22 protein-coding genes are annotated in these 22867 nt (G+C 71.3%); 5 read left to right on the top strand and 17 right to left on the bottom strand.

Features of this window, described 5'->3' with window-relative positions:
- Positions 1-75: 75 nt before the first annotated feature.
- The 6 genes from der to ACZ6ZP_RS28900 all read right to left on the bottom strand — a co-directional run bounded on the left by der (position 76) and on the right by ACZ6ZP_RS28900 (position 5112).
- Positions 76-1548: a ribosome biogenesis GTPase Der gene (gene der / locus ACZ6ZP_RS28925; RefSeq protein WP_351171254.1), complete on the bottom strand. Its 1473-nt coding sequence runs from the start codon at positions 1546-1548 to the stop codon at positions 76-78.
- 70 nt (positions 1549-1618) lie between these two features.
- A complete protein-coding gene (locus ACZ6ZP_RS28920) occupies positions 1619-2305 on the bottom strand; it encodes a lysophospholipid acyltransferase family protein (RefSeq protein ID WP_366464694.1) in 687 nt (228 codons plus the stop codon).
- Positions 2263-2964 (bottom strand): (d)CMP kinase, encoded by a 702-nt coding sequence (gene cmk, locus ACZ6ZP_RS28915; protein ID WP_351171248.1) that lies wholly within the window; start codon positions 2962-2964, stop codon positions 2263-2265. The genes ACZ6ZP_RS28920 and cmk overlap by 43 nt, the downstream gene beginning before the upstream one ends.
- A 113-nt stretch (positions 2965-3077) precedes the next feature.
- A complete protein-coding gene (locus ACZ6ZP_RS28910) occupies positions 3078-4163 on the bottom strand; it encodes a prephenate dehydrogenase (protein ID WP_469408911.1) in 1086 nt (361 codons plus the stop codon).
- Positions 4160-4522, bottom strand: coding sequence for a chorismate mutase (aroH, locus tag ACZ6ZP_RS28905; RefSeq protein WP_351171242.1), 363 nt, complete (start codon positions 4520-4522; stop codon positions 4160-4162). The genes ACZ6ZP_RS28910 and aroH overlap by 4 nt, the downstream gene beginning before the upstream one ends.
- A gap of 122 nt (positions 4523-4644) precedes the next feature.
- Positions 4645-5112, bottom strand: a complete 468-nt coding sequence (locus tag ACZ6ZP_RS28900; RefSeq protein WP_351171239.1) for a YidB family protein — start codon at positions 5110-5112, stop codon at positions 4645-4647.
- A gap of 190 nt (positions 5113-5302) precedes the next feature.
- On the opposite strand from ACZ6ZP_RS28900, the gene ACZ6ZP_RS28895 reads away from it, so the two are divergent.
- From ACZ6ZP_RS28895 to ACZ6ZP_RS28880, 4 genes are read left to right on the top strand one after another with little or no spacing between them, the layout of a single operon-like run.
- The gene (locus tag ACZ6ZP_RS28895; RefSeq protein ID WP_351171236.1) at positions 5303-5998 is read left to right on the top strand and encodes a hypothetical protein; all 696 of its coding nucleotides are present in this window, start codon (positions 5303-5305) and stop codon (positions 5996-5998) included.
- 29 nt (positions 5999-6027) lie between these two features.
- A complete protein-coding gene (locus tag ACZ6ZP_RS28890) occupies positions 6028-6621 on the top strand; it encodes a DUF6529 family protein (RefSeq protein ID WP_469408908.1) in 594 nt (197 codons plus the stop codon).
- Positions 6618-7085: a Rieske (2Fe-2S) protein gene (locus ACZ6ZP_RS28885; RefSeq protein WP_366464697.1), complete on the top strand. Its 468-nt coding sequence runs from the start codon at positions 6618-6620 to the stop codon at positions 7083-7085. The genes ACZ6ZP_RS28890 and ACZ6ZP_RS28885 overlap by 4 nt, the downstream gene beginning before the upstream one ends.
- Before the next feature lie 22 nt (positions 7086-7107).
- On the top strand, positions 7108-7815 hold the full coding sequence (locus tag ACZ6ZP_RS28880) for a nucleotidyltransferase domain-containing protein (RefSeq protein ID WP_383817966.1): 708 nt from the start codon (positions 7108-7110) through the stop codon (positions 7813-7815).
- On the opposite strand, the gene ACZ6ZP_RS28875 is transcribed toward ACZ6ZP_RS28880, so the two are convergent.
- From ACZ6ZP_RS28875 to ACZ6ZP_RS28825, 11 genes are all read right to left on the bottom strand, one after another.
- Positions 7812-8828: an ADP-ribosylglycohydrolase family protein gene (locus ACZ6ZP_RS28875; RefSeq protein WP_399982354.1), complete on the bottom strand. Its 1017-nt coding sequence runs from the start codon at positions 8826-8828 to the stop codon at positions 7812-7814. The two genes, ACZ6ZP_RS28880 and ACZ6ZP_RS28875, sit on opposite strands and share 4 nt — an antisense overlap.
- Positions 8825-9583, bottom strand: a complete 759-nt coding sequence (locus ACZ6ZP_RS28870; protein WP_469408907.1) for an NUDIX hydrolase — start codon at positions 9581-9583, stop codon at positions 8825-8827. Before ACZ6ZP_RS28870 ends, ACZ6ZP_RS28875 begins: the two co-directional genes overlap by 4 nt.
- Positions 9584-9706: 123 nt before the next feature.
- On the bottom strand, positions 9707-10957 hold the full coding sequence (locus tag ACZ6ZP_RS28865) for a pseudouridine synthase (protein WP_351171219.1): 1251 nt from the start codon (positions 10955-10957) through the stop codon (positions 9707-9709).
- A 10-nt stretch (positions 10958-10967) separates the two neighbouring features.
- Entirely contained in the window at positions 10968-11633 is a 666-nt protein-coding gene (gene scpB, locus ACZ6ZP_RS28860) for an SMC-Scp complex subunit ScpB (protein ID WP_351171216.1), read from the bottom strand.
- Positions 11630-12604 (bottom strand): segregation and condensation protein A, encoded by a 975-nt coding sequence (locus ACZ6ZP_RS28855; RefSeq protein ID WP_361469965.1) that lies wholly within the window; start codon positions 12602-12604, stop codon positions 11630-11632. The genes scpB and ACZ6ZP_RS28855 overlap by 4 nt, the downstream gene beginning before the upstream one ends.
- An 18-nt stretch (positions 12605-12622) precedes the next feature.
- Positions 12623-13216, bottom strand: coding sequence for a hypothetical protein (locus ACZ6ZP_RS28850; protein ID WP_361469876.1), 594 nt, complete (start codon positions 13214-13216; stop codon positions 12623-12625).
- Positions 13201-14403 carry a ParA family protein gene (locus ACZ6ZP_RS28845; RefSeq protein WP_351171210.1) on the bottom strand — a complete coding sequence of 401 codons (1203 nt, stop codon included), beginning with the start codon at positions 14401-14403 and terminating at the stop codon, positions 13201-13203. The genes ACZ6ZP_RS28850 and ACZ6ZP_RS28845 overlap by 16 nt, the downstream gene beginning before the upstream one ends.
- A gap of 324 nt (positions 14404-14727) precedes the next feature.
- Positions 14728-15843 carry an alanine dehydrogenase gene (gene ald, locus ACZ6ZP_RS28840; RefSeq protein WP_351171429.1) on the bottom strand — a complete coding sequence of 372 codons (1116 nt, stop codon included), beginning with the start codon at positions 15841-15843 and terminating at the stop codon, positions 14728-14730.
- A gap of 144 nt (positions 15844-15987) precedes the next feature.
- Positions 15988-18087, bottom strand: a complete 2100-nt coding sequence (locus ACZ6ZP_RS28835) for a tetratricopeptide repeat protein (protein ID WP_383817961.1) — start codon at positions 18085-18087, stop codon at positions 15988-15990.
- Between the two features lie 193 nt (positions 18088-18280).
- Complete coding sequence (locus ACZ6ZP_RS28830; protein ID WP_351171207.1) at positions 18281-18907, bottom strand: NUDIX hydrolase; 627 nt, start codon at positions 18905-18907, stop codon at positions 18281-18283.
- Positions 18908-18993: 86 nt separating this feature from the next.
- On the bottom strand, positions 18994-20643 hold the full coding sequence (locus tag ACZ6ZP_RS28825; RefSeq protein ID WP_351171423.1) for a CTP synthase: 1650 nt from the start codon (positions 20641-20643) through the stop codon (positions 18994-18996).
- A 412-nt stretch (positions 20644-21055) separates the two neighbouring features.
- Here ACZ6ZP_RS28825 and ACZ6ZP_RS28820 point away from each other — a divergent pair, with 412 nt between their 5' ends.
- Complete coding sequence (locus ACZ6ZP_RS28820) at positions 21056-22867, top strand: glycoside hydrolase family 15 protein (RefSeq protein WP_351171204.1); 1812 nt, start codon at positions 21056-21058, stop codon at positions 22865-22867.

The following is a 22867-nucleotide window of genomic DNA, read 5'->3' as shown; positions in this document are numbered from 1 at the left end:
ACGGGCCGGGCCCCGCCTTCACGAAGAAGGCGGGGCCCGGCCCATCGGTCTGTCCGCGCTGACGCGTCGCGGTGCCTACTTGTTGCGGCCGCGCTTCTCGCGCACCCGCACCGAGATGTGGATCGGCGTGCCCTCGAAGCCGAACTCCTCACGGAGCCTGCGCTCCACGAAGCGGCGGTAGCCGTGCTCGATGAAGCCGGAGGAGAAGAGCACGAACCGCGGCGGCTTCGTGCCCGCCTGCGTGCCGAAGAGGATGCGGGGCTGCTTGCCGCCCCGGATCGGGTGCGGGTGCGAGGCCACGAGCTCGCCGAGGAAGGCGTTGAGCCGACCGGTCGGCACACGCGTCTCCCAGCCCGCGAGGGCCGTCTCGATCGCCGGGACGAGCTTCTCCATGTGGCGGCCGGTCTCGGCGGAGACGTTGACCCGCGGGGCCCACGCAACCTGGAGGAGCTCGGTCTCGATCTCCCGCTCCAGGTAGTAGCGGCGCTCCTCGTCGAGGATGTCCCACTTGTTGAAGGCGACGACGATGGCGCGGCCCGCCTCGACGGCCATGGTGACGATGCGCTGGTCCTGGACGCTGATCGACTCGCTGGCGTCGATCAGGATGACCGCGACCTCCGCCTTCTCGACGGCGGCCGCCGTGCGCAGCGACGCGTAGTAGTCGGCGCCCTGCTGGAGGTGGACGCGCTTGCGGATGCCCGCGGTGTCCACGAACTTCCAGACGATGCCGCCGAGCTCGATGAGCTCGTCGACCGGGTCACGGGTGGTGCCCGCGACCTCGTTCACGACCACGCGGTCCTCGTCCGCCACCTTGTTGAGCAGGGACGACTTGCCCACGTTCGGACGGCCGATGAGCGCGATGCGGCGCGGGCCGCCGAGCGCGGTGCCGAAGGTCTGGGCGGGCGCCTCGGGCAGCGCGTCCAGGACGGCGTCCAGCATGTCGCCGGTGCCGCGGCCGTGCAGCGCGGAGACGGGGTGCGGCTCGCCGAGGCCCAGGGCCCACAGGGCGGTGGCGTCGGCCTCGCCGGACTGGCCGTCGACCTTGTTCGCGCACAGCACGACGGGCTTGCCCGACTTGCGAAGGAGACGTACGACCGCCTCGTCCGTGTCGGTGGCGCCGACCGTGGCGTCCACGACGAAGACGACCGCGTCGGCCGCCTCGATCGCGTACTCGGCCTGGGCGGCCACGGAGGCGTCGATGCCGAGGACGTCCTGCTCCCAGCCGCCGGTGTCGACGAGCTTGAAGCGGCGGCCCGCCCACTCGGCCTCGTACGTCACGCGGTCGCGGGTCACGCCGGGGCGGTCCTCGACGACGGCCTCGCGGCGGCCGATGATGCGGTTGACGAGGGTCGACTTGCCGACGTTCGGGCGGCCGATGACCGCGAGGGCGGGCAGCGGGCCGTGGCCCGCCTCGCCGATCGCGCCTTCGACGGTCTCGGGGTCGAAGCCCTCTTCCGCGGCGAGCTCCATGAACTCCGCGTACTCGGCATCGCCAAGCGCCCCGTGCTCGTGTGCAGCCGAGCCTTCGGGCTGGATCTGGTCGTTCATGAAGTCCGTACCTCTGTCGTATTCGTGATCGGTGGACCGCCTCGCGACGGGCCACTACTGAAAGTCTCGCTCAGTGCCCGGTCAGGCGCCTGGCGTTGTCCAGGTGAGCGGTGAGCCGCTGCTGGATGCGCACGGTCGCCTCGTCGAGGGCCGTGCGCGTGCGCCGTCCGCTGCCGTCGCCCGCTTCGAAGGGGTCGCCGAAGACGACGTCGACCCTGCTGCGCAGCGGGGGCAGCCCCTTTATCAACCGTCCGCGCTTCTCCGTGCTTCCCAGTACGGCCACCGGGACGATCGGCGCCCCGCTGCGTACGGCGAAGTAGGCCAGGCCCGCGCGCAGCGAGGCGAAGTCTCCCTCGCCCCGGGTGCCCTCGGGGAAGATCCCGAGGACGCCGCCGTCGTCGAGCACGCCAAGGGCCCGGGTGATCGCCGTGCGGTCGGCGATCTCACGGTCCACCTTCACCTGCCCGATGCCGCGCAGGAAGCGGTCCAGGGGGCCGATGAACGCTTCCTTCTTGATGAGGAAGTGGGTCGGCCGGGGCGCCGTGCCCATCACCATCGGGCCGTCGACGTTGTGGGAGTGGTTCACGGCCAGGATCACCGGGCCGGTCGCGGGGACCTTCCAGGCGCCGAGGACGCGGGGCTTCCACAGGCCGTACATGAGGCCGACGCCGATGCGGCGGCCGACCTCCGCACCCCGTTCCGATGGCGCCGCCGTCACTTCGCTGCCCGCTTCTCCTCGACGAGGGTGACGACGCACTCGATGACCTGCTGCAGCGTGAGCTCGGTGGTGTCCACCTCGACGGCGTCGTCGGCCTTGGCCAGCGGGGACGTCTTGCGGCTGGAGTCGGCCGTGTCCCGCTTGATGAGCGCCTCACGCGTGGCGGCGACGTCCGAGCCCTTGATCTCGCCGCTGCGGCGCGCGGCGCGGGCCTCGGGCGAAGCCGTCAGGAAGATCTTCAGGTCGGCGTCGGGCAGGACGGTCGTACCGATGTCACGCCCCTCGACGACGATGCCCTTCTCGGCGGAGGCGGCGATGGTGCGCTGCAGCTCCGTGATGCGGGCGCGCACCTCGGGGACGGCGCTGACGGCGCTGACCTTGGAGGTGACCTCGGTGGTACGGATCGGCCCGGCGACGTCCGTGCCGTCGACCGTGATGGTCGGGGCCAGCGGGTCGGTGCCGGAGATGATCTCGGGCTTGCCCGCGACCGCGGCGATGGCGGTCGGGTCCGTCAGCTCGATGCCGTTGTGCACCATCCACCAGGTGATCGCACGGTACTGGGCACCGGTGTCCAGGTAGCTGAGGCCGAGCTGGGCGGCGACGGCCTTGGAGGTGCTCGACTTGCCCGTGCCGGAGGGCCCGTCGATGGCGACGATCACTGCTGCGGGCGCCGAACCGGCGGTTTCCACGGTTTCCACGGGGTGCGGACACCTTTCTCAGGACGCGGGGGGAGGGTAGCGGGGCGCGGACACGCCCCGCACAAGGTTACTGGCTCCCGCGCGCACCTCTTACTGCCGGATGCCCCAGCTCTTCACTGCCGGATGGCCCAGCCCCGCTCCCGCAGTGCCGCGGTGAGCACCGGGACCGCCTTCGGCTCCACCATCAGCTGCATGAGACCCGCCTGCTGACCCGTCGCGTGCTCGATGCGTACGTCCTCGATGTTCACCCCGGCCCGCTCCGCGTCGGCGAAGATCTTCGCCAGCTGCCCCGGCTGGTCGTTGATGAGCACCGCGACGACCTCGTACACGGCCGGCGCCGCACCGTGCTTGCCGGGCACCCTGACCTGTCCCGCGTTGCCCCGCCGCAGCACGTTCTCGACCCCGGCGGCGCCCTCGCGCCGCTTCCCGTCGTCGGCCGACTGGAGCGCCCGCAGCGCCGTCACCGTCTCGTCGAGATCGGTGGCGACGGCGGACAGCAGATCGGCGACGGGGCCGGGGTTGGCCGACAGGATGTCGATCCACATCCGCGGGTCCGAGGCCGCGATGCGCGTGACGTCGCGGATGCCCTGTCCGCACAGGCGCACCGCCGTCTCCTCGGCGTTCTCCAGCCGTGCCGCGACCATGCTGGAGACCAGGTGCGGCATGTGCGAGACGAGGGCGACCGCGCGGTCGTGCGCGTCGGCGTCCATGACGACCGGCACGGCACGGCACAGGGCGACGAGCTCCAGGGCGAGGTTGAGGACCTCGGTGTCGGTGTCGCGGGTGGGCGTGAGCACCCAGGGCCGTCCCTCGAAGAGGTCGGCGGTGGCGGCGAGGGGCCCACTGCGCTCGCGTCCCGACATGGGGTGCGTGCCGATGTACGGGGTGAGGTCGATGCCGAGCGCCTCGAGCTCACGGCGCGGGCCGCCCTTGACGCTGGCCACGTCGAGGTAGCCGCGGGCCACCTCGCGCCGCATCACGTCGGCCAGCGTCGACGCGACGTGCGCGGGCGGCACGGCGACGACGCACAGGTCGACACGGCCCTCGGGGGCTTCGTCGGTGCCCGCGCCGAGCGCGGCCGCCGTGCGCGCCTGTCCGGGGTCGTGGTCGGCGAGGTACACGCTCACGCCGCGCGATGCGAGGGCCAGGGCGGCGGAGGTGCCGATCAGGCCGGTGCCGATGACGAGGGCGGTTCTCACTGGGCGATGTCCTTGCGCAGGGTGGCCGCGGCGCCGAGGTAGACGTGCGTGATCTCGGAACGGGGCTTGGGGGACTCTATGTGTGCGAGGACGCGGACGACCCGCGGCATGGCGCCCTCGATCTGCAGTTCCTGCGCGCAGATCAGCGGGACGTCCACGATGCCCAGCCTGCGGGCCGCCGCCGCGGGGAAGTCGCTGTGCAGGTCGGGCGTCGCGGTGAACCAGATGCTGATCAGGTCCTCCTGCGTCAGCGCGTTCCGCTCGAGGATGGCGGTGAGCAGCTCGCCGACCTGCTCGTCCATGTGGTCGGCCGCGTCCCGCTCCAGTTGGACGGCGCCCCGGACCGCTCGTACCGCCACAGTGCTGCTCCTCGCTCGCGTACGTATGACCGATGTACCGACAAGGGTAGTCAGGGCCCCGGGGACGAGTGCGCGGCGCCCGCCTGCCGAGACGGACGCCGCGTTGCCTCACCGGGGTGGGATCAGAGCTTCTGCTCCTTGATGATGTCCTCCAGCGAGCCGGTCGGGACCTGACCCTCCGGGGTCAGCTTGTCGACGGCCTGGGGCAGCTGCCGGGCGATCTGGTCCGCGGCCTCGTCACGGCTGACGCCCGCGTCGGTGGCGACCTTGTCCAGGGTCTCGTCGGGGACGGCCTGCTTGACCTGGTCCGGGCTCAGCGGCTGGTTGTCGCCCTTGCCGACCCAGGAGTCGAGCTGGTCCTGGCTGACCAGGCCGGACTTCGTGATCATGTCCATCAGGCCGCCCAGCGGGTTGTTCCCGCCGGCGCCGCCCTGGGCGCCGCCCGCGCCACCCGCGCCGCCGCCGAGCAGTCCGCCGAGCAGCGAGCCGAGGACGTTGCCGCCTCCGGAGCCTCCGGCCGCGCCGCCTTGGCCGCCCTGTCCGCCGCCGAGGAGACCGCCGAGAAGGCTTCCCAGATCGTTACCCGCCATGGTCGCGCCTTTCGAGTGAGGGGCCGGGCCGGCGCCTCGAACGGGCGCGGACCTCGGACCATGCCAATGTCGCCCTAATCGCCCCCTGTCGCCACTTGGCCCGATTGGTGGCCGTTCAACTATGGACGCCGGGGGCACGGGTCCGCTTGCATGGAGGGGCCGTCAAGGCCACGCCTCGGGGGAGGCCCGCATGAAGCGCTCCGGACCGCTCTACACGCTCCTCGGGGGGCTGCTGCTGGCCCTGTTCATGCTGTCGCTCAACGCGACGACAGGGACGGGCAACACGTCGTACGGAGGGGACGCGCCCGGCGCCGCGTCGCCCGCGCCCACGTCCGCGGAGCCCACCTCCGCGAAACCCACCGAGGACGCCCCGTCCGCCAAGCCCACCGACAGCCCTTCGAAGAGCCCCTCGAAGAGGCCTCCCGGGAAGTCCGAGTACGCGGGCCGCACCGCTGACGACGCCGCCGCGATCTCCCTCTCGATCCGCGACGACAAGGCCATCGCGTACTACTGCAACGGCCGCGACGCGGAGTCCTGGCTGAAGGGCGACGTCGAGGACGACGGCTCCATGCGGCTGACCGGCAAGCACGGCGCGAAGCTGGAGGCCACGCTCGCCGACAACGCGGTGCGCGGCAAGGTCGAGATCGACAAGAAGCCGCGGGACTTCACCGCCGCCAGGGCGAAGAAGCCCTCCGGTCTGTACCGCGCGACGACCGAGGTGCGCGGCGCCGAGATCGACGGCGGCTGGATCGTCCTGCCCGACGGGCGGCAGGTCGGGATCCTCAAGCAGGACGGCAAGCCGCAGAAGGCCCCGCGCCTCGACCCGGAGACCGGCACCGTCCCGTTCGACGGCGGTGAGCTCACCGCCCGTCCCGTCGTGCCCTGACCCCGCTCCGCCCCGACCAGGGAGCCGCCATGAGCGTCGATCCGAACGCCGCGACACAGGGCGGCTTCGGCCCGCCCCCGGCGGCGGGCGACCACCGCCGCCCGCACCCCGCCCGCTACCTCGTCCCCGCCCTGGTCGCCGCCGCGGTCGCCGTCGGTCTCGGCGTGTACGGCAAGACGCACGACCCCGAGGGCACGGCCTTCAACCTCGCCGGGTTCAGCAGCACGAGCGCGGTCAAGGCCTGGCTGGGCACCACGGCGTTCGCCTTCGCGCTGGTCCAGATCGTGTCGGCGCTCATGGTGTACGGGCGCCTGCCGGGACCGTCCTGGTCGTCGGCGCTGCACCGCTGGTCGGGCCGGATCGCGTTCCTGGTGGCGGTCCCCGTGGCGGTCCACTGCCTCTACGCGCTCGGCTACCAGACGTACTCGAGCCGGGTGATGTGGCACTCGCTGCTGGGCTGCTTCTTCTTCGGGGCATTCAGCGCCAAGATGCTGCTGCTCCGCTCGGAGAAGCTGCCCGGCTGGCTGCTGCCGGTGATCGGCGGCCTGGTCTTCGTGGTCCTCACGGTGGTCTGGTGGACGTCGGCGCTGTGGTTCTTCCGTACGTTCGGGGTGACGACATGAGCGGCGCACGCCCCTCACGGCGCACCGTCATCGCCGCGGGCGGCGTGGTCGCGCTGACTGCCGGGTGCACCAAGTACGGGGACGAGGGCGCGGAACCGGAGGCGCCGAAGTCGCAGCCGCCGACGGCATCGCCCTCGGCGTCGAAGCCGGGCGACAAGGATCAACCACCTCCCAAGGCAGAGGAGTTGGCCAAGACCTCCGACATCCCGGTCGGCGGCGGCAAGGTCGTCAAGGACAAGAAGGTCGTGGTGACCCAGCCGGAGAAGGGCGACTTCAAGGCCTTCTCCGCGGTCTGCACGCACTCGGGCTGCATCGTCAGCGAGGTGTCGGACGGCACGATCAACTGCGCCTGCCACGGCAGCAAGTACCGCGTGGCCGACGCCTCGGTGGCGGACGGCCCTGCGCCGCGCCCGCTGCCCCCGCAGAACATCAAGGTCACCGGAAATTCGATCACCCTCGGCTAGCTCCTGGCCGTACGCTCCCCGCATGCACAGCCCCAAGGCCCCGGGCCCCGATCTGGATCTCGTACGCGACCACACCGTCTACGCCTGCGTGATGGGCTCGCGCGCCTTCGGCCTGGCCACGGACGGCAGCGACACCGACCGCAGGGGCGTCTTCCTGGCCCCCACCCCGCTCTTCTGGCACTTCGACAAGCCGCCCACGCACGTGGAGGGCCCGGCGGAGGAACAGTTCAGCTGGGAGCTGGAACGCTTCTGCGAACTGGCCCTGCGCGCCAACCCGAACATCCTGGAGTGCCTGCACTCGCCGCTCGTGGAACACGTGACGGACACGGGCCGCGAGCTCGTCGCCCTGCGCGACGCGTTCCTCTCCCGCCGGGCCCGCGTCACCTTCGCCGGCTACGCGCTCGGCCAGCACAAGAAGCTGGAGGCCGACGTACGCCTGCACGGCGCGCCCCGCTGGAAGCACGCCATGCACCTCCTGCGCCTCCTCACCAGCTGCCGCGACCTGCTGCGCACGGGCGAGCTGACCATCGATGTCGGCGACCAGCGCGAGCCGCTGCTCGCGGTCAAGCGGGGCGAGGTGCCCTGGCGGGAGATCGAGTCCTGGATGCGACGCCTCGCGGAAGAGGCGGAAGAGGCGGCCTCGCGCACGTCCCTGCCGGCCGAGCCGGACCACCGCCGGGTCGAGGACTTCCTGTTCCGCGTGCGCCGCGAATCGGCGGCAGCGGCCTAGGCGACTCGGCCGTCCCCGTCCCAGAGCGCGCCGAGCTCCAGCAGCTCCTGCCGGTACTCGATCCGCTCGGCCCACTCGGCGGGCCAGGCGTCCGCGCCCAGGTGGGCGCCCGCGAAGGCGCCGGTCAGGCAGGCGATCGAGTCGGAGTCGCCCGAGGTGCAGGCGGCCCTGCGCAGCGCGGTGAGGGGCTCGTCCACGAACTGCAGGAAGCACAGCAGCGCCGTGGCGAGCGCCTCTTCGGCGATCCAGCCCTCCCCCGTGGCCAGGCAGGGGTCCGTCTCCGGGTTGGTGTGCTTCAGCGCGGCTTCGAGGCGCTCCAGGACGGCCAGGCACTCGTCCCAGCCGCGGGCCATGAACGCCTCGGGCGTCGGATCGTCCGCGCGCGTCCACAGCTCGCCGAGCCACTGCGCGCGGTACGTCTCGCGGTTCTCGTACGCGTAGGAGCGCAGCAGCCCGACGAGCCCCGTCGGCTCGGCGCCCTGCGCAAGGAGACGTACGGCGTGCGCCGTGAGGTCCGACGCGGCGAGCGCGGTGGGGTGACCGTGGGTGAGCGCGGACTGCAACTGGGCCGCGCCCGAACGCTGCTCGTCGCTCAGGCCGGGGGCCAGTCCGATGGGCGCGACGCGCATGTTGGCGCCGCAGCCCTTGGAGTGCACCTGGCTGGCCTCCTCCCACGGCTTGCCGGTCTTGAGCAGGTAGCAGGCCTTCAGGCAGGTGTTGCCGGGCGCGCGGTTGTTCTCCGGCGACTGGTACCAGTCCACGAACTCCTCGCGCACCGGCCGCTCCATCCGCTTCGGCCCGAGCGGTCCCCGGTCCATGGCGGTCCGCAGGCCGCGGCCCAGCGCCAGCGTCATCTGCGTGTCGTCCGTGACGATCGCGGGCCTCGGCAGCTCCATCTCCCGCCAGGGCCCGCACTTGGCGAGGATCGACGGTACGTCGTTGAACTCGGTCGGGAAGCCGAGCGCGTCCCCCAGGGCGAGGCCTATGAGGGATCCGGTGGCGGCACGCTTCATGAGGGCTGTCCTTCCGAGGGGGTGACCGTGGGGCGGAGCAGGGGCGGGTGCAGGGAGGTGGCAGGACCGGCGCGGTACACGGCCGCCGGTTTGCCCCGGCCGCCCGTCAGGCGCGCCGCCCCGGGGACGGCCTCGACGAAGCCCGGCGTGCCGAGCACCTTGCGCCGGAAGTTGGCCGGGTCGAGTTCGGCGCCCCACACCGTCTCGTAGACCTGGCGCAGCTCGCCGAGCGTGAACTCTGGCGGGCAGAAGGCCGTGGCGAGGCCGGTGTACTCGAGCTTGGCGCGGACGCGGTCGTGGGCGTCGGCGAGGATGCGGTCGTGGTCGAAGGCGAGCGGCCCCTGGGCGCCGTGGGGCAGCCACTCCGCGCGGGCCGCGTCGCTGCCCGCGCGCACCGCGGGCGGGTCGGGGACGAGCGCCGCGAAGGCGACGGAGACGACGCGCATCCGCGGGTCGCGGTCCGGTTCGCTGTAGGTCCGCAGCTGCTCCAGGTGGAGCCCGCCGCTGTCCGCGAGGCCGGTCTCCTCGGCGAGCTCTCGTTCCGCCGCGGTCTCGGCCGACTCCTCGGGCAGGACGAATCCGCCGGGCAGTGCCCAGCGGCCCGCGTACGGCTCCTGGCCGCGCTCCACGAGCAGCACGTGCAGGCGGCCCGCGCGGACGGTGAAGACGGCGAGGTCGACGGTGACGGCGAACGGCTCGAAGGCGTACTTGTCGTAGCCCCGCACGACTCCCCACCCCCTTTTCTTTATGGTCACTGAGACTATAAAGGTGTGGAGGTCGGCCCGCAAGACACGAAGAAAGGCGGCCGGCCCCTGCGTGCGCAGGGACCGGCCGCCTTCACCGATCTCGGGGCCGGAGCCTCGGGATCTTCGTACTGCCTAGAGGTCGACTTCCTGCATCAGCATGCCGACCTCGGTGTTGGACATCCTGCGCAGCCACCCCGACTTCTGGTCGCCCAGCGCGATCGGCCCGAAGGACGTCCGCACCAGCTTGTCGACCGGGAAGCCGGCCTCCGCGAGCATGCGGCGCACGATGTGCTTGCGGCCCTCGTGCAGCGTCACCTCGACCAGGTAGTTCTTGCCGGTCTGCTCGACGACGCGGAAGTGGTCCGCGCGGGCGTACCCGTCCTCGAGCTGGATGCCGTCCTTGAGCTGCTTGCCCAGGTCGCGCGGGATCGGACCCACGATGTGCGCGAGGTAGACCTTCTTCACGCCGTACTTCGGGTGCGTGAGGCGGTGGGCCAGCTCACCGTGGTTGGTGAGCAGGATGACGCCCTCGGTCTCCGTGTCCAGACGGCCCACGTGGAAAAGCCGCGTCTCGCGGTTGGTCACGTAGTCACCCAGGCACTGGCGGCCCTCGGTGTCCTCCATCGTGGAAACGACACCGGCGGGCTTGTTCAGGGCGAAGAACTGGTACGACTGGGTGGCGACCGTCAGGCCGTCGACCTTGATCTCGTCCCGCTCGGGCTGGACCCGCATGCCCTGCTCGATCACGATCTCGCCGTTGACCTCGACACGGGACTGCTCGACCAGCTCCTCGCAGGCACGGCGCGAGCCGTAGCCCGCGCGGGCGAGGACCTTCTGCAGCCGCTCGCCCTCCTGCTCGGCGCCCGGGAAGGTCTTGGGCGGGCTGACCTTCGGCTTGCCCGCGTACCGCTCGCGGTTGCGCTCTTCCTGCCGCGCGTCGTACTCACGGGACGTCGCGGGAGCACCCGCGCCGCGCCGGGTACCCCGGTCCGAGCCCTGAGGTGCCCTGGGGCCGCCCTTGGCGCCGCCGCGCGCCGCCGCGCCACGGCCCTTCTTCGAGGCGTCGCCGCCTACGTCGTAACGGCGCTCCTCGGGACGGGGCCTGCTCTCCCGCTTCGGCGCGGCCTGGTCGTCGCGCGCGCCACCGGCGCCGCGGCCCTGCCGGTCGGGGCTGTTGCCGGAACCCCGGAAGTCGCGGCCGCCACCGCTGCCGCCGCGGCCTGCGCCGCCACCGCTGCCACGGCCACCGCCGGTCGGGCGGCCACCGCCGCTCCCGCGACCGCCGCCGGTCGGGCGCCCACCGCTGCTGCCACGGCTGCCGCTGTTGCCACCACGGCTCCCGCCGTTGTTTCCGCTGCTGTTCCTGCCGTTGCTGCTTCGCATCAAATTTCCGTTAGTCGGCTGTGTCCTGGGTGTACTCGTACCCCGGCGCATCGGGTGCGTCCGGGTCGAACGACAAAGCGCCTTCCAGCGTCTCGGCCTCGATCGCCTCCGCCTCGGGGAGGAAGGGCGCGAGCTCCGGGAGCTCGTCCAGGCCACGCAGGCCCATCCGCTCCAGAAAGTAGTTCGTCGTCCTATACAGGATCGCACCTGTTTCGGGTTCCGCGCCCGCCTCCCCCACCAGACCCCTCTGGAGAAGCGTCCGCATCACGCCGTCACAGTTCACTCCGCGCACCGCGGAGACCCTCGACCGGCTGACCGGCTGGCGGTACGCGACGACCGCGAGGGTCTCCAGGGCCGCCTGGGTGAGCCGCGCCTGCTGCCCGTCGAGGACGAAGCGCTCGACGGCCGCGGAGTACTCGGGCCGCGTGTAGAACCGCCAGCCGCCCGCCACGAGCCGCAGCTCGAAGCCCCTGCGCTGCACGGTGTACTCGTCGGCCAGCTCCCGCAGCGCGTCGGCGACCTGCCGCCGGGGGCGGTCCAGGATCTTGGCGAGGTGCTCCTCGGTGGCCGGTTCGTCGACGACCATGAGCACGGCCTCCAGGGCGGGCCGCAGCTCCAGGTCGGCTACGGCGCCCGCCAGGTCCCCCGCGGGACCCGCGTCGCTCACGTGGCTCATGTGACCGTTCCCTCACTCGTCGTCTCGGGCGGCCGGTCGAATTCGTCGGTCACCGTCGGCTCCCCGTCGCCTTCCCCACCGGTCCACCGCACCATCAGCTCGCCCAGGGCCTCTTCCTGGTCCAGCTCCACGGCCTTCTCGCGGTACAGCTCCAGGAGCGCCAGGAACCGGGCGACGACGGTGAGGGTGTCCCCCGCGTCCTCGACGAGCACCTGGAAGCTGACCTCGCCCCGCTCCCGGAGCCGGGCCACGACGAGCCCGGCCTGCTCCTGCACGGACACCAGCGGGGCATGGATGTGGTCGACGTACACCTGGGGCTTCGCACGGGGCTGCATCGCCTTCACCGCGAGCGCGGCGAACCCAGCGGCGCCGATGCTGATGACGACCTCGGGCAGCAGCTCGGCGTGGTGGGCCTCGAGCCCCACGGTGCGCGGATAGCGGCGCGCCTCGGACTCCAGGCGCCCGCTGAAGATGTCGGCGATCTGTTTGTACGCGCGGTACTGCAGCAGCCGCGCGAAGAGCAGGTCCCGCGCTTCGAGCAGCGCGAGATCCGCCTCGTCCTCGACCTCGGCGGAAGGCAGCAGCCGGGCCGCCTTGAGGTCGAGCAGGGTGGCGGCGACCACGAGGAACTCGGTGGTCTGATCCAGGTCCCAGTCGGGCCCCATGGCCCGGATGTGCGCCATGAACTCATCGGTCACGGTGGACAGCGCTACTTCGGTGACGTCCATCTTGTGCTTCGAGATGAGCTGGAGCAGCAGATCGAAGGGGCCCTCGAAGTTGGCGAGGCGGACCTTGAACCGCCCGTCGTCCGGCGCGGCCACCGGGGCCGGCTCCGGCGCCGGTTCCGAGGGCTCCTGGACCGACTCCTGGACGGGCTCCGGCGCCGGTTCGGGCTCCGCCGGAGCCACCCCCGGGCCCCGCCCCAGGGCGCGGCGCGGGGCAGGCTGCGCGGAGTCGTCAGTCGTGGCCATCAAGCGGGAACGCTACCGCTACCGCCCGCGCAACCGTCGTACGAGAATGCTCGCGTCCCCGCGGGACTCGAGATCCGCCAGAACCACGGCCACCGCCTCACGGACGATCCGCCCGCGGTCGACCGCGAGGCCGTGCTCGCCCCGCAGGACGAGACGCGCGTGCTCGAGGTCCATCAGCTCCTCGGCGGACACATACACGGTGATCTTCTCGTCGTGCCGCTCGCGCCCGCTGGGCCGCCGGTTGGCCGCCCGTGCGCGGCGCCGCGCCTGTGCCGTGGAGGAGGAGTTCGCGGACCGGCCGCCGCCCTGTGCGGCGGCGCCCTCCTGGCCCTGGGCGGGACGGCGTCCGTCCCGCTCGCCCTCGCCACCGGCCGACCGGCTGCGGGACTCGCCCGACTCCGCGTCGGCGGCGCCGTGTTCGGCGGCGTCACCGCCGTCCCCCGCGCCGCCGCCGTGTCCGTCACCGGCAGCGGTCTCGTCGCTCTCGCCCGCGGGTGCGGGCACCCGCGTCTCGCCGTTCGCCTGGCGTCGCGGGGACGACGACTGCAGCGCCATCCCCCCGGTCGTACGGAACAGTTCGTCGGCCCCCGGCAGACTCACTCGGCGTGACACCGGGCGAGCACCTCCCTGGCGAGCTGGCGATAAGCGGCCGCGCCGACCGAGTTCGATGCGTACGTCGTGATCGGCTCACCGGCGACCGTGGTCTCCGGGAAGCGGACCGTGCGTCCGATCACCGTGTGGTACACGTGATCGTCGAAGGCCTCGACCACCCGTGCGAGCACCTCACGGCTGTGCACCGTGCGGGAGTCGTACATGGTGGCCAGGATGCCGTCGAGCTCCAGGTCGGGGTTGAGCCGCTCCTGGACCTTCTCGATGGTCTCCGTCAGCAGGGCCACACCGCGCAGCGCGAAGAACTCGCACTCGAGCGGCACGATCACCTTGTGAGCCGCCGTCAGGGCGTTCACGGTGAGCAGGCCGAGCGAGGGCTGACAGTCGATCACGATGTAGTCGTAGTCCTGCATCAGCGGCTTCAACGCCCGCTGCAGCGTGGACTCGCGCGCGACCTCGCTCACCAGCTGCACTTCGGCGGCCGACAGGTCGATGTTGCTGGGCAGCAGGTCCATGTTCGGGACCGCCGTCTTCAGCAGCACCTCGTCGGCCGACATGCCCCGCTCCATGAGCAGGTTGTAGACCGTCAGGTCCAGCTCCATCGGGTTCACCCCGAGGCCCACGGAGAGCGCGCCCTGCGGGTCGAAGTCGACCAGCAGGACCCGGCGTCCGTACTCCGCGAGCGCGGCACCCAGGTTGATGGTCGACGTCGTCTTGCCCACGCCGCCCTTCTGGTTGCACATCGCGATGATCTTCGCGGGGCCGTGATCGGTCAACGGACCCGGAATCGGGAAGTACGGCAGCGGGCGGCCGGTGGGACCGATGCGCTCACGGCGCTGACGGGCCGCGTCCGGGGCCAGCGTGGCCGCGTACTCGGGATCGGGCTCGTACTCGGCGTCAGGGTCGTAGAAGTGCCCCTGGGGCAGTTCCTCGTAGTCGGCGAGTTGGGTGTGGGTGGTGTTCTCGCCACTCCGGTCGCCGGCCATGGCGTTCACGTGATGGCCATCCATGCTCTGGGGTGCAGACGATGTCGACTGGGTCGCCCCAGTCGGCTGTGCCTGCTGGGGGTTCTGGCGGGCTGCGAAGGTGCGGACAGCGACGGAGCCGACAGCCTCGAGCCCCACGGGTCCTTGGCCCCGCTCAGAGGTTCCTGGTTGACCACCCCCGGGAGCAAATGTCGACTCATTCACAAGTCGTCTTACCTCCTTGGTGACCAGGAAATTTCTCGATAGGTCAGCGTGGCACCATGCCGACGGTTGGCGACTCTATGGCGTGTCACCGGTCCGCAGCAACACAATCCGCCGGACCCGGCCCGATGTGTCGGCAATCGAACGCCCCCATGTCAAGGGCGCGCGGGGTGCCATTGGCACATTTCCGGGGTGCGCGAATCGGTTAAAGGGTTACGTTCAAGGCGAGTTGACCATGTCCACGGACATACGCATACGGCCGGACCCCTCTCAAGGTCCGGCCGTGGGCGTGAGATTGACGACTTTCGTTGACGAAAGCGGTCAGGTTCAGCCGAGGAGCGTCTCCAGCTCGACGTGCTCGAGGCCGTGCGACTCCGCGACCTCCTTGTAAACCACCTTGCCGTCATGGGTGTTGAGGCCCAGGGCGAGCGCGTGGTCACGGCGCAGGGCCTCGACCCAGCCGCGGTTCGCCAGCTCGACGATGTACGGCATCGTCGCGTTGGTCAGCGCGTACGTCGAGGTGTTGGGCACCGCGCCGGGCATGTTGGCGACGCAGTAGAACACCGAGTTGTGGACCGGGAAGGTCGGCTCGGCGTGCGTCGTCGGATGCGAGTCCTCGAAGCAGCCGCCCTGGTCGATCGCGATGTCGACAAGGACACTTCCCGGCTTCATCCGCGACACGAGCTCGTTGGTGACGAGCTTGGGGGCCTTGGCGCCCGGGATGAGGACGGCGCCGATGACGAGGTCGGCGTCGAGGCAGGCCTTCTCGAGCTCGAAGGCGTTGGAGACGACGGTCTGGATCTTCGTGCCGAAGATCTTGTCCGCCTCCTTGAGCTTGTTGATGTCCTTGTCGAGCAGGGTCACGTGGAAGCCCATGCCGATGGCGATCTGCGCGGCGTTCCAGCCGGAGACGCCGCCGCCGATGACGACGGCCTTGCCGGCCGCGACACCCGGGACACCGCCGGGCAGGACACCGCGGCCGCCCTGGGCGGCCATCAGGTGGTAGGCGCCGACCTGCGGGGCCAGGCGGCCCGCGACCTCGGACATCGGGGCGAGCAGCGGGAGCGCGCGGTTGGCGGTCTCGACCGTCTCGTAGGCGATGGCGGTGGTGCCGGACTCCAGGAGCGCGTCCGTGCACTCCTTGGAGGCGGCCAGGTGCAGGTAGGTGAAGAGGGTCTGGTCCTTGCGGAGGCGGTGGTACTCCTCGGCGACCGGCTCCTTGACCTTCAGGAGGAGGTCGGCGGTGGCCCAGACCTCGTCGGCGGTGTCCAGGATGACCGCGCCCGCGGAGACGTACTCCGCGTCCGTGATCGAGGAGCCGACACCGGCGTTCCGCTCGATGACGACCTGGTGGCCGTGGCGCACCAGCTCGTGCACACCGGCGGGGGTGATGGCCACCCGGAACTCGTTGTTCTTGACCTCGCGGGGGATGCCGACCTTCACGTCGATCACGGTCCTCTTGGCTCAGGGGTTTTTCGGGCAATGCACTACATACCGATACACAAGAGGGCGCATCGGAGACACCACGGAAGTACGCGGCGGAGCCAGTCTAATGAAGGACTTCTCGCTGTCTAGCCTTTCAATGCATCAATCTTCTGCGGAAGCGCTACGGATTTCGTAGGCGGAAGCCCCTGCTCCATCCTTGGAATCCTTCGATGCAGGCCCTGTGACCTCCTCGAGCCCCGTTCCCAGCATGCGCTCGGCCGCACCGCGGTGCAGCCGGGCGGCCGCCGGGTCCCCGAGCCGGTCCAGGGTGTCGGCGAGCCTGAGCTGGAGCGCCGCCTGCAGACGTACGTCGTCGGCCTGCCGCGCCCACTCGACGGCCTCCTGGCAGGTGCGCAGCGACTCCTCGGGCCGCCCCGCGTACTCCTGCACCCGCGCCAGCTCGCTCAACGCCCTTGCCTGGCCCGCCACATCGCCGGTCTTGCGGTGCCCGGTGACGGCCGAGCTCCAGTTGCGCAGCGCCTCGCCGTAGCGGCCCGCGTAGGTGTGCACCGCCGCGATCCGGCCGTAGAGCCGGGCGGCGTCGGTGCGCTCGTCGCGCGCGAGCCGATGGGCGAGGGCGCGCCCGAACCAGTCCGAGGCCCGCGACCAGTCCCCCAGCTCCTGGTAGGCACTGCCTACGGATTCCATCGCCCGGCCGGTCGCGTACGGATCATTTGCCTCCCGTCCGGCGTCCAGAGCCAGCCGGTAGCGCACCAGTGCCTCCTGCGTACGTCCCGTCCTGGCGTCCAGGTCCGCCAGATTCAGCAGGGCTGCCGCCTGCTCGCGGGGCAGGTGCCGGCGCTCGGCGACATCGAGGACGAGGCGGTGGATGCCGTACAGGTCGGGGGCCGCTTCCTCCGTGCCCCGATGGGCGACCAGGGCCCGCGTCAGGGCCGCCATCAGGCGTCGCGCGAGGGTGTCGAGCTCCCCGTCGGCGACCGCGAGGCGGGCGGCGGCGAGCAGCGCGGGCCGTCGGATGCGCAGCCACTCGGAGGCGGCGCCGGGGCTGGGGAAGCGCAGGGCGCGCGGCATCCCGGCGAGCTTCTTGCGGGCCGCCGAGCCGTCCGGCTCCGTGATCGCCCGGCAGGACTGGAGCAGGCGCACGGTCCGCTCCAGCATCCTGGCCCGCGCGAGCTGCACCTCGGCGGGCCGGTCCAAGGTCTCGGTGAGCGTGCGCAGCAGCGGCATCAGGCAGCTGGGCAGCTCGTACTGCGGCAGGGGCGACGGGACGGCCCTGACCAGGCCGAGCTTCACGAAGTCGTCCAGGGTCGTGCGGGCGGCGGAGACCGAGCAGCCCGCGAGCGCGGACGCGGTGTGCGGGTCGACGTGGCCCGCGGGGGCGAGGGAGAGGAAGCGCAGTATCCGCGCTGCCGTCGACGGCAGCGAGGCGTAGGTGTGCCGGAAGACGCGTGTGAGCGCGGAGCCCTCCTCGGGCCGGTCGTGCACCTGCTTGGCCAGGTCGGCGACGGCCGCCTTGGGCCGCACGGAGAGCCAGCCGCCCGCCAGCACGAGGGCGGCGGGGTGCGCGGCGCAGGCCTCGACCAGGCTCTCCGCGGAGCGCGGGTCGACGGTGATGCGCACCGGGCCCGCCGCACGGGAGAGCAGTTCGACCGCGGCCGCCGAGTCCAGGCCGCCCAGCGTGCACGGCCGCACGTCCGGGATGCCGGTGAGCGGGCCCTCCGAGACGGCCACGGCCAGGCACTCGGGCGCGTCCGGGAGCAGCGGGTCGACCTGCTCGGCGTCCGCGGCACCGTCCAGGAGGAGCAGGGCCCTGCGGCCCGAGAGCGCATCCCGGAGGACTTCGGCGAGCTCGTCCTCGTCGGCTCCCGGGGGCGCGGGGACGCCGAGGGCGTCCAGGAGTTCCCGTGCGGTGCGTTCGGTGGGCACGCGGGTGCCGTCGGGTTCGGTGAGGTGGGCGCGGAGCACTCCGTCGGGGTAGTCGTCGGCGATCTGCCGCGCGAGTTCCTCGGCGAGTGCGGTGCGGCCCGAGCCGGGGCGGCCCGCGATGAGCAGCACGCGGGCGCGTGGCGCCTTGCGGCCCGAGATGGTGTCAAGGCCCGCGCGGTCGATGTCCGCGCGGAGCTCTTTCAACTCCCGGCGTCGGCCGACGAATTGACCGCCCGCGGAGGTCTGGGCCACCGCGGGCCGCGGCACCGCGCCGCCCGCTGCCGATCCGTCCGTGTCGACTGCCTGATCCGTCACGGGCCATGCTCCGTCCGACTGCGCGCGAACCCGCCGGGACTCCGGTCGGGACGCTTCCAGAGCCTAGTTCAGGCCCTGCCGCCTCCCCCGCCCCGCGGCGCGCGCAAGTCCCCCGATCGGATCAGTAGATCGTCACACCGGAGGACTCCAATGGCCCCCTGGGCGCTTCCCCGGGGGCCACCGCGGACGCCTCTCAGGCCTCGAAGGGGCGCGCGGGCCAGGGCGCGTCGGCCGGGCGCAGCGCGTCGACGCCGTCACCGCTCAGCGCGGCGGTCAGCGAAAGGGCGCCCACGACCAGGCAGTTGTTGTGCAGCTCCCCGGCGAGCACGCCGCGTACGAGCTCTTCGAGCGGTACGCGGGCCAGCTCCATGTCGGCCTCCTCCTCGGAGACCTCGAAGCGCTCGCCGTCGGCCTCGGAGAGGTCGCGGGCCAGGAAGATGCGCACGGCCTCGTCGCAGCCGCCGGGCGTGGTGTAGACGTCGGCGAGGACGCGCCAGTTCTCGGCCTTGACGTGCGCCTCTTCGTAGAGCTCGCGCTGGGCGGCGTGCAGGGGGTTCTCGCCGGGGATGTCGAGCAGCCCGGCCGGGATCTCCCAGAGCTTGTGGCGGACGGGGTGGCGGTACTGGCGCAGGACCAGGACGCGGCCCACGTCGTCCAGGGCGAGCACGGCGACCGAGCCGGGGTGCACCTGGTAGTCACGGTGGACGACGGTCCCGTCGGGCATGACCACGTCGTCGGTGCGCACGGAGGTCTTGTTCCCCACGAAGGGGGTCTCCGTGGCCGTGACCTGCCACTCCTCGGCGGTGTCCTTGATCGTCATGTCGCCCTGTCCTCCCACACGTGCAAACAGAAACCGGGGCACCAGCCTCACAAGGCTCGTACCCCGGCAACCGTATCGCTCTTGTGTTACTTACCCGTCTGACGCTCCACCGCGGCCTTCACCAGGCCGGCGAAGAGCGGGTGCGGACGCGTCGGGCGCGAGCGCAGCTCAGGGTGCGCCTGGGTGGCGACCAGGTAGGGGTGGACCTCACGGGGGTACTCGACGTACTCGACGAGCTTGCCGTCCGGGGACGTGCCGGAGAAGAGGATGCCGGCCTTCTTCTCGAGCTCGGCGCGGTAGGAGTTGTTCACCTCGTAGCGGTGACGGTGGCGCTCCTCGACGTACTCCTTGCCGTCGTACACCTCGCGGGCGATGGAGCCCTCGGCGAGCTTCGCCGGGTACATGCCCAGGCGCATCGTGCCGCCCATGTCGCCCTCGCCCGCGACGATGTCCAGCTGCTCCGCCATGGTCGAGATGACCGGGTGGGCGGTCGCGGCGTCGAACTCCGTGGAGTTGGCGTCGGGGATGTCCGCGAGGTTGCGGGCGGCCTCGATCACGATGCACTGCAGGCCAAGGCAGAGGCCGAGCAGCGGGATCTTGTTCTCGCGGGCGAAGGTGATGGCGCCGACCTTGCCGGTCACGCCGCGGTCGCCGAAGCCGCCCGGGATGCAGATCGCGTCCACGTCGGCGAGCTGCTTGGCGGCGCCCGCCGGGGTCTTGCAGTCGTCGGAGGTGACCCACTTGACCTTGACGCGGGCGCGGTTGGCGAAGCCGCCCGCGCGCAGCGCCTCGGTCACCGAGAGGTAGGCGTCGGGCAGGTCGATGTACTTGCCGACCAGCGCGATGGTGACCTCGTGGTTCGGGTTGTGCACCCGGTCCAGGAGGTCCTCCCACTGGGTCCAGTTGACGTCGCGGAACGGCAGGTCGAGCTTGCGCACCACGTAGGCGTCGAGGCCCTCGGTGTGCAGGACCTTCGGGATGTCGTAGATCGACTTGGCGTCGACACACGCGACGACCGCGTCCTCGTCGACGTCGCACATCAGCGAGATCTTGCGCTTGATGGCGGTCGGTACGTCGCGGTCGGCGCGCAGCACGATGGCGTCCGGCTGGATACCGATGTTGCGCAGGGCCGCGACCGAGTGCTGGGTCGGCTTGGTCTTCAGCTCACCGGACGGGCCGATGTAGGGAAGGAGCGAGATGTGCACGACGAAGACGTTGTCGCGGCCGACCTCGTGGCGGACCTGACGGACCGTCTCCAGGAAGGGCAGGGACTCGATGTCGCCGACCGTGCCGCCGACCTCCGTGATGACCACGTCGACGTCGTCGGTGGCCATGCGGCGGATGCGGTGCTTGATCTCGTTCGTGATGTGCGGGATGACCTGGACGGTGTCGCCGAGGTACTCGCCGCGCCGCTCCTTGGCGATGACCTGCGAGTACACCTGGCCGGTGGTGACGTTGGCCGTGCCGTCGAGGTCGACGTCCAGGAAGCGCTCGTAGTGCCCGATGTCCAGGTCGGTCTCGGCGCCGTCGTTCGTGACGAACACCTCACCGTGCTGGAAGGGGTTCATCGTGCCCGGGTCGACGTTCAGGTACGGGTCGAGCTTCTGCATGGTGACGCGCAGGCCGCGCGCCTTGAGGAGCGCACCCAGGCTCGAGGCAGTCAGACCCTTGCCGAGGGAAGAGGCGACACCCCCGGTGACGAAGATGTGCTTGGTCGTCGTGGACTTTGGCTGCATGGCCAAGAGGGGGCTCCCGTGGTCGCGGTCTGGAGGGTGCGTACCGGCGTCGTCCTCAGGTTTCTGGAGGAGCTGCCGTCGCTGCGGTTCGGGGGTTCAATGACCACCGGCTCACGGGCTACCAGGGTATCAGCGACGGGAGGAGGCTGCTTCCGGCCACGCTGGGGCACTGCCGTCACACCTCCCTCACCTGGTGCTCACCCGTTCGGCGCAGGCCCGTTGCCGGGAGCGGCGCGCAGATCAGGGAGGTGCGTCGTATCCTGCTCGGACACTCGCTGCCGAGCCGGTCCGACTAACGGCAACCACCCCCGTCCGTTCCCAGGAACAAGAGGCTCGTGCAGTTCGTTTTACAGCGAAGCCTTGACCGTAGAGCGAGCGCCCCCGAGAGGGCGACGTGGCCGTTTGACTGGAGATGCACGTGGCCGGGCGCATCGAGGATTACGCACTCATCGGAGACATGCAGACCGCTGCCCTGGTCTGCCGGGACGGCACAGTCGACTGGCTGTGCCTGCCCCGCTTCGACTCGCACGCCATCTTCGCCGGATTGCTCGGCACGGAGGAGCACGGATTCTGGCGCCTCGGGCCCGCTCACAGCCCCGACGCACCACCGCCGACCGCCGCGCGGCGCACGTACCGCGGCGACTCGCTGATCCTGGAATCGGAGTGGGACACCCCGCGCGGCACGGTCCGCGTGACCGATTTCATGCCCCCGCGCGACACGGACGCCCCGCAGCTGGTGCGGATCGTCGAGGGTGTCAGCGGCCGGGTGCCGATGCGCTCCGCCCTGCGGATGCGTTTCAGCTACGGCCGCGTGGTGCCCTGGGTGCACAAGGTCGACGGCCGCACGGTGGCCGTCGCGGGCCCCGACTCGGTGTGGCTCGACACGTCGGCCGAGACCTTCGGCAAGGACCTCACGACGTACTCGGACTTCACGGTCGCGCCCGGTGACCGGATCGCGTTCACCATCTCGTGGCAGCCCTCGCACAAGGAGCCGCCCGCACCCGCCGAGCCCGAGAACGCCCTCACGGCCACGCAGGACTTCTGGCGGGAGTGGGTCGAGCACTGCACGTACCACGGCCCCTACCGCGAGGCCGTGGTCCGCTCGCTGATCACGCTCAAAGCCCTGACGTACGCCCCGACGGGCGGCATCGTCGCGGCGCCCACGACGTCGCTGCCGGAGGACATCGGCGGCTCCCGCAACTGGGACTACCGCTACACCTGGCTGCGCGACGCCGCCATCACGCTCTCCTCGCTCCTGCGCACCGGATACCGCGAGGAGGCCCGCGCCTGGCGCGAGTGGCTCCTGCGGGCGGTGGCGGGCGACCCCGAGAACCTCCAGATCATGTACGGCATCGCGGGCGAGCGCGAGCTCGGCGAGGCCGAACTGGACTGGCTTCCCGGGTACGAGGGCTCGACCCCGGTCCGGGCCGGCAACGGCGCGGCCCACCAGCTCCAGCTCGACGTGTACGGCGAGGTCACCGAGGCCCTGCACCTGGCGCACATGACGGGCCTGGCCCGCAGCGACTACGCCTCGCTGCTCCAGCTCAAGCTGATCCGCTACCTGGAGACGAACTGGGACCAGCCGGACGAGGGCATCTGGGAGGTGCGCGGCCCGCGCCGCCACTTCGTGCACTCCAAGGTGATGGTCTGGGTCGCCGTCGACCGAACGATCAAGCTCATCGAGTCCGGTGACGCGGACGGCCCCCTGGAGAAGTGGCGCGAGCTGCGCGACGACATCCACCGGGACGTCTGCGAGAAGGGCTACGACAAGGAGCGGAACACGTTCACGCAGTCGTACGGCTCCAAGGAGCTGGACGCCTCGCTGCTGCTCATCCCCCAGATGGGCTTCCTGCCGCCCGACGACAAGCGCGTGATCGGCACGATCGAGGCGATCCAGCGGGAGCTCTCGACGTCGGACGGCTTCATCCTGCGCTACCCGACCACGGGCGACGACGCGGGTGTGGACGGCCTGGAGGGCGACGAAGGCGCCTTCCTCGCCTGTTCGTTCTGGATGGCGGACGACCTGGCGATGATCGGCCGGGTGGACGAGGCCCGCAGGCTCTTCGAGAAGCTGCTCGCGCTCCGCAACGACCTGGGGCTGCTCGCCGAGGAGTGGGACCCCCGGCTGCAGCGCCAGGTCGGCAACTTCCCGCAGGCGTTCAGCCACGTGCCGCTGATCGACACGGCACTGCGGCTGACGGCCAGCGGGGCGTACGGCGGTTAG

The organism is Streptomyces sp. NPDC054047, assembly GCF_055585065.1.
This window is presented reverse-complemented; position numbering and strand designations above follow the sequence as displayed.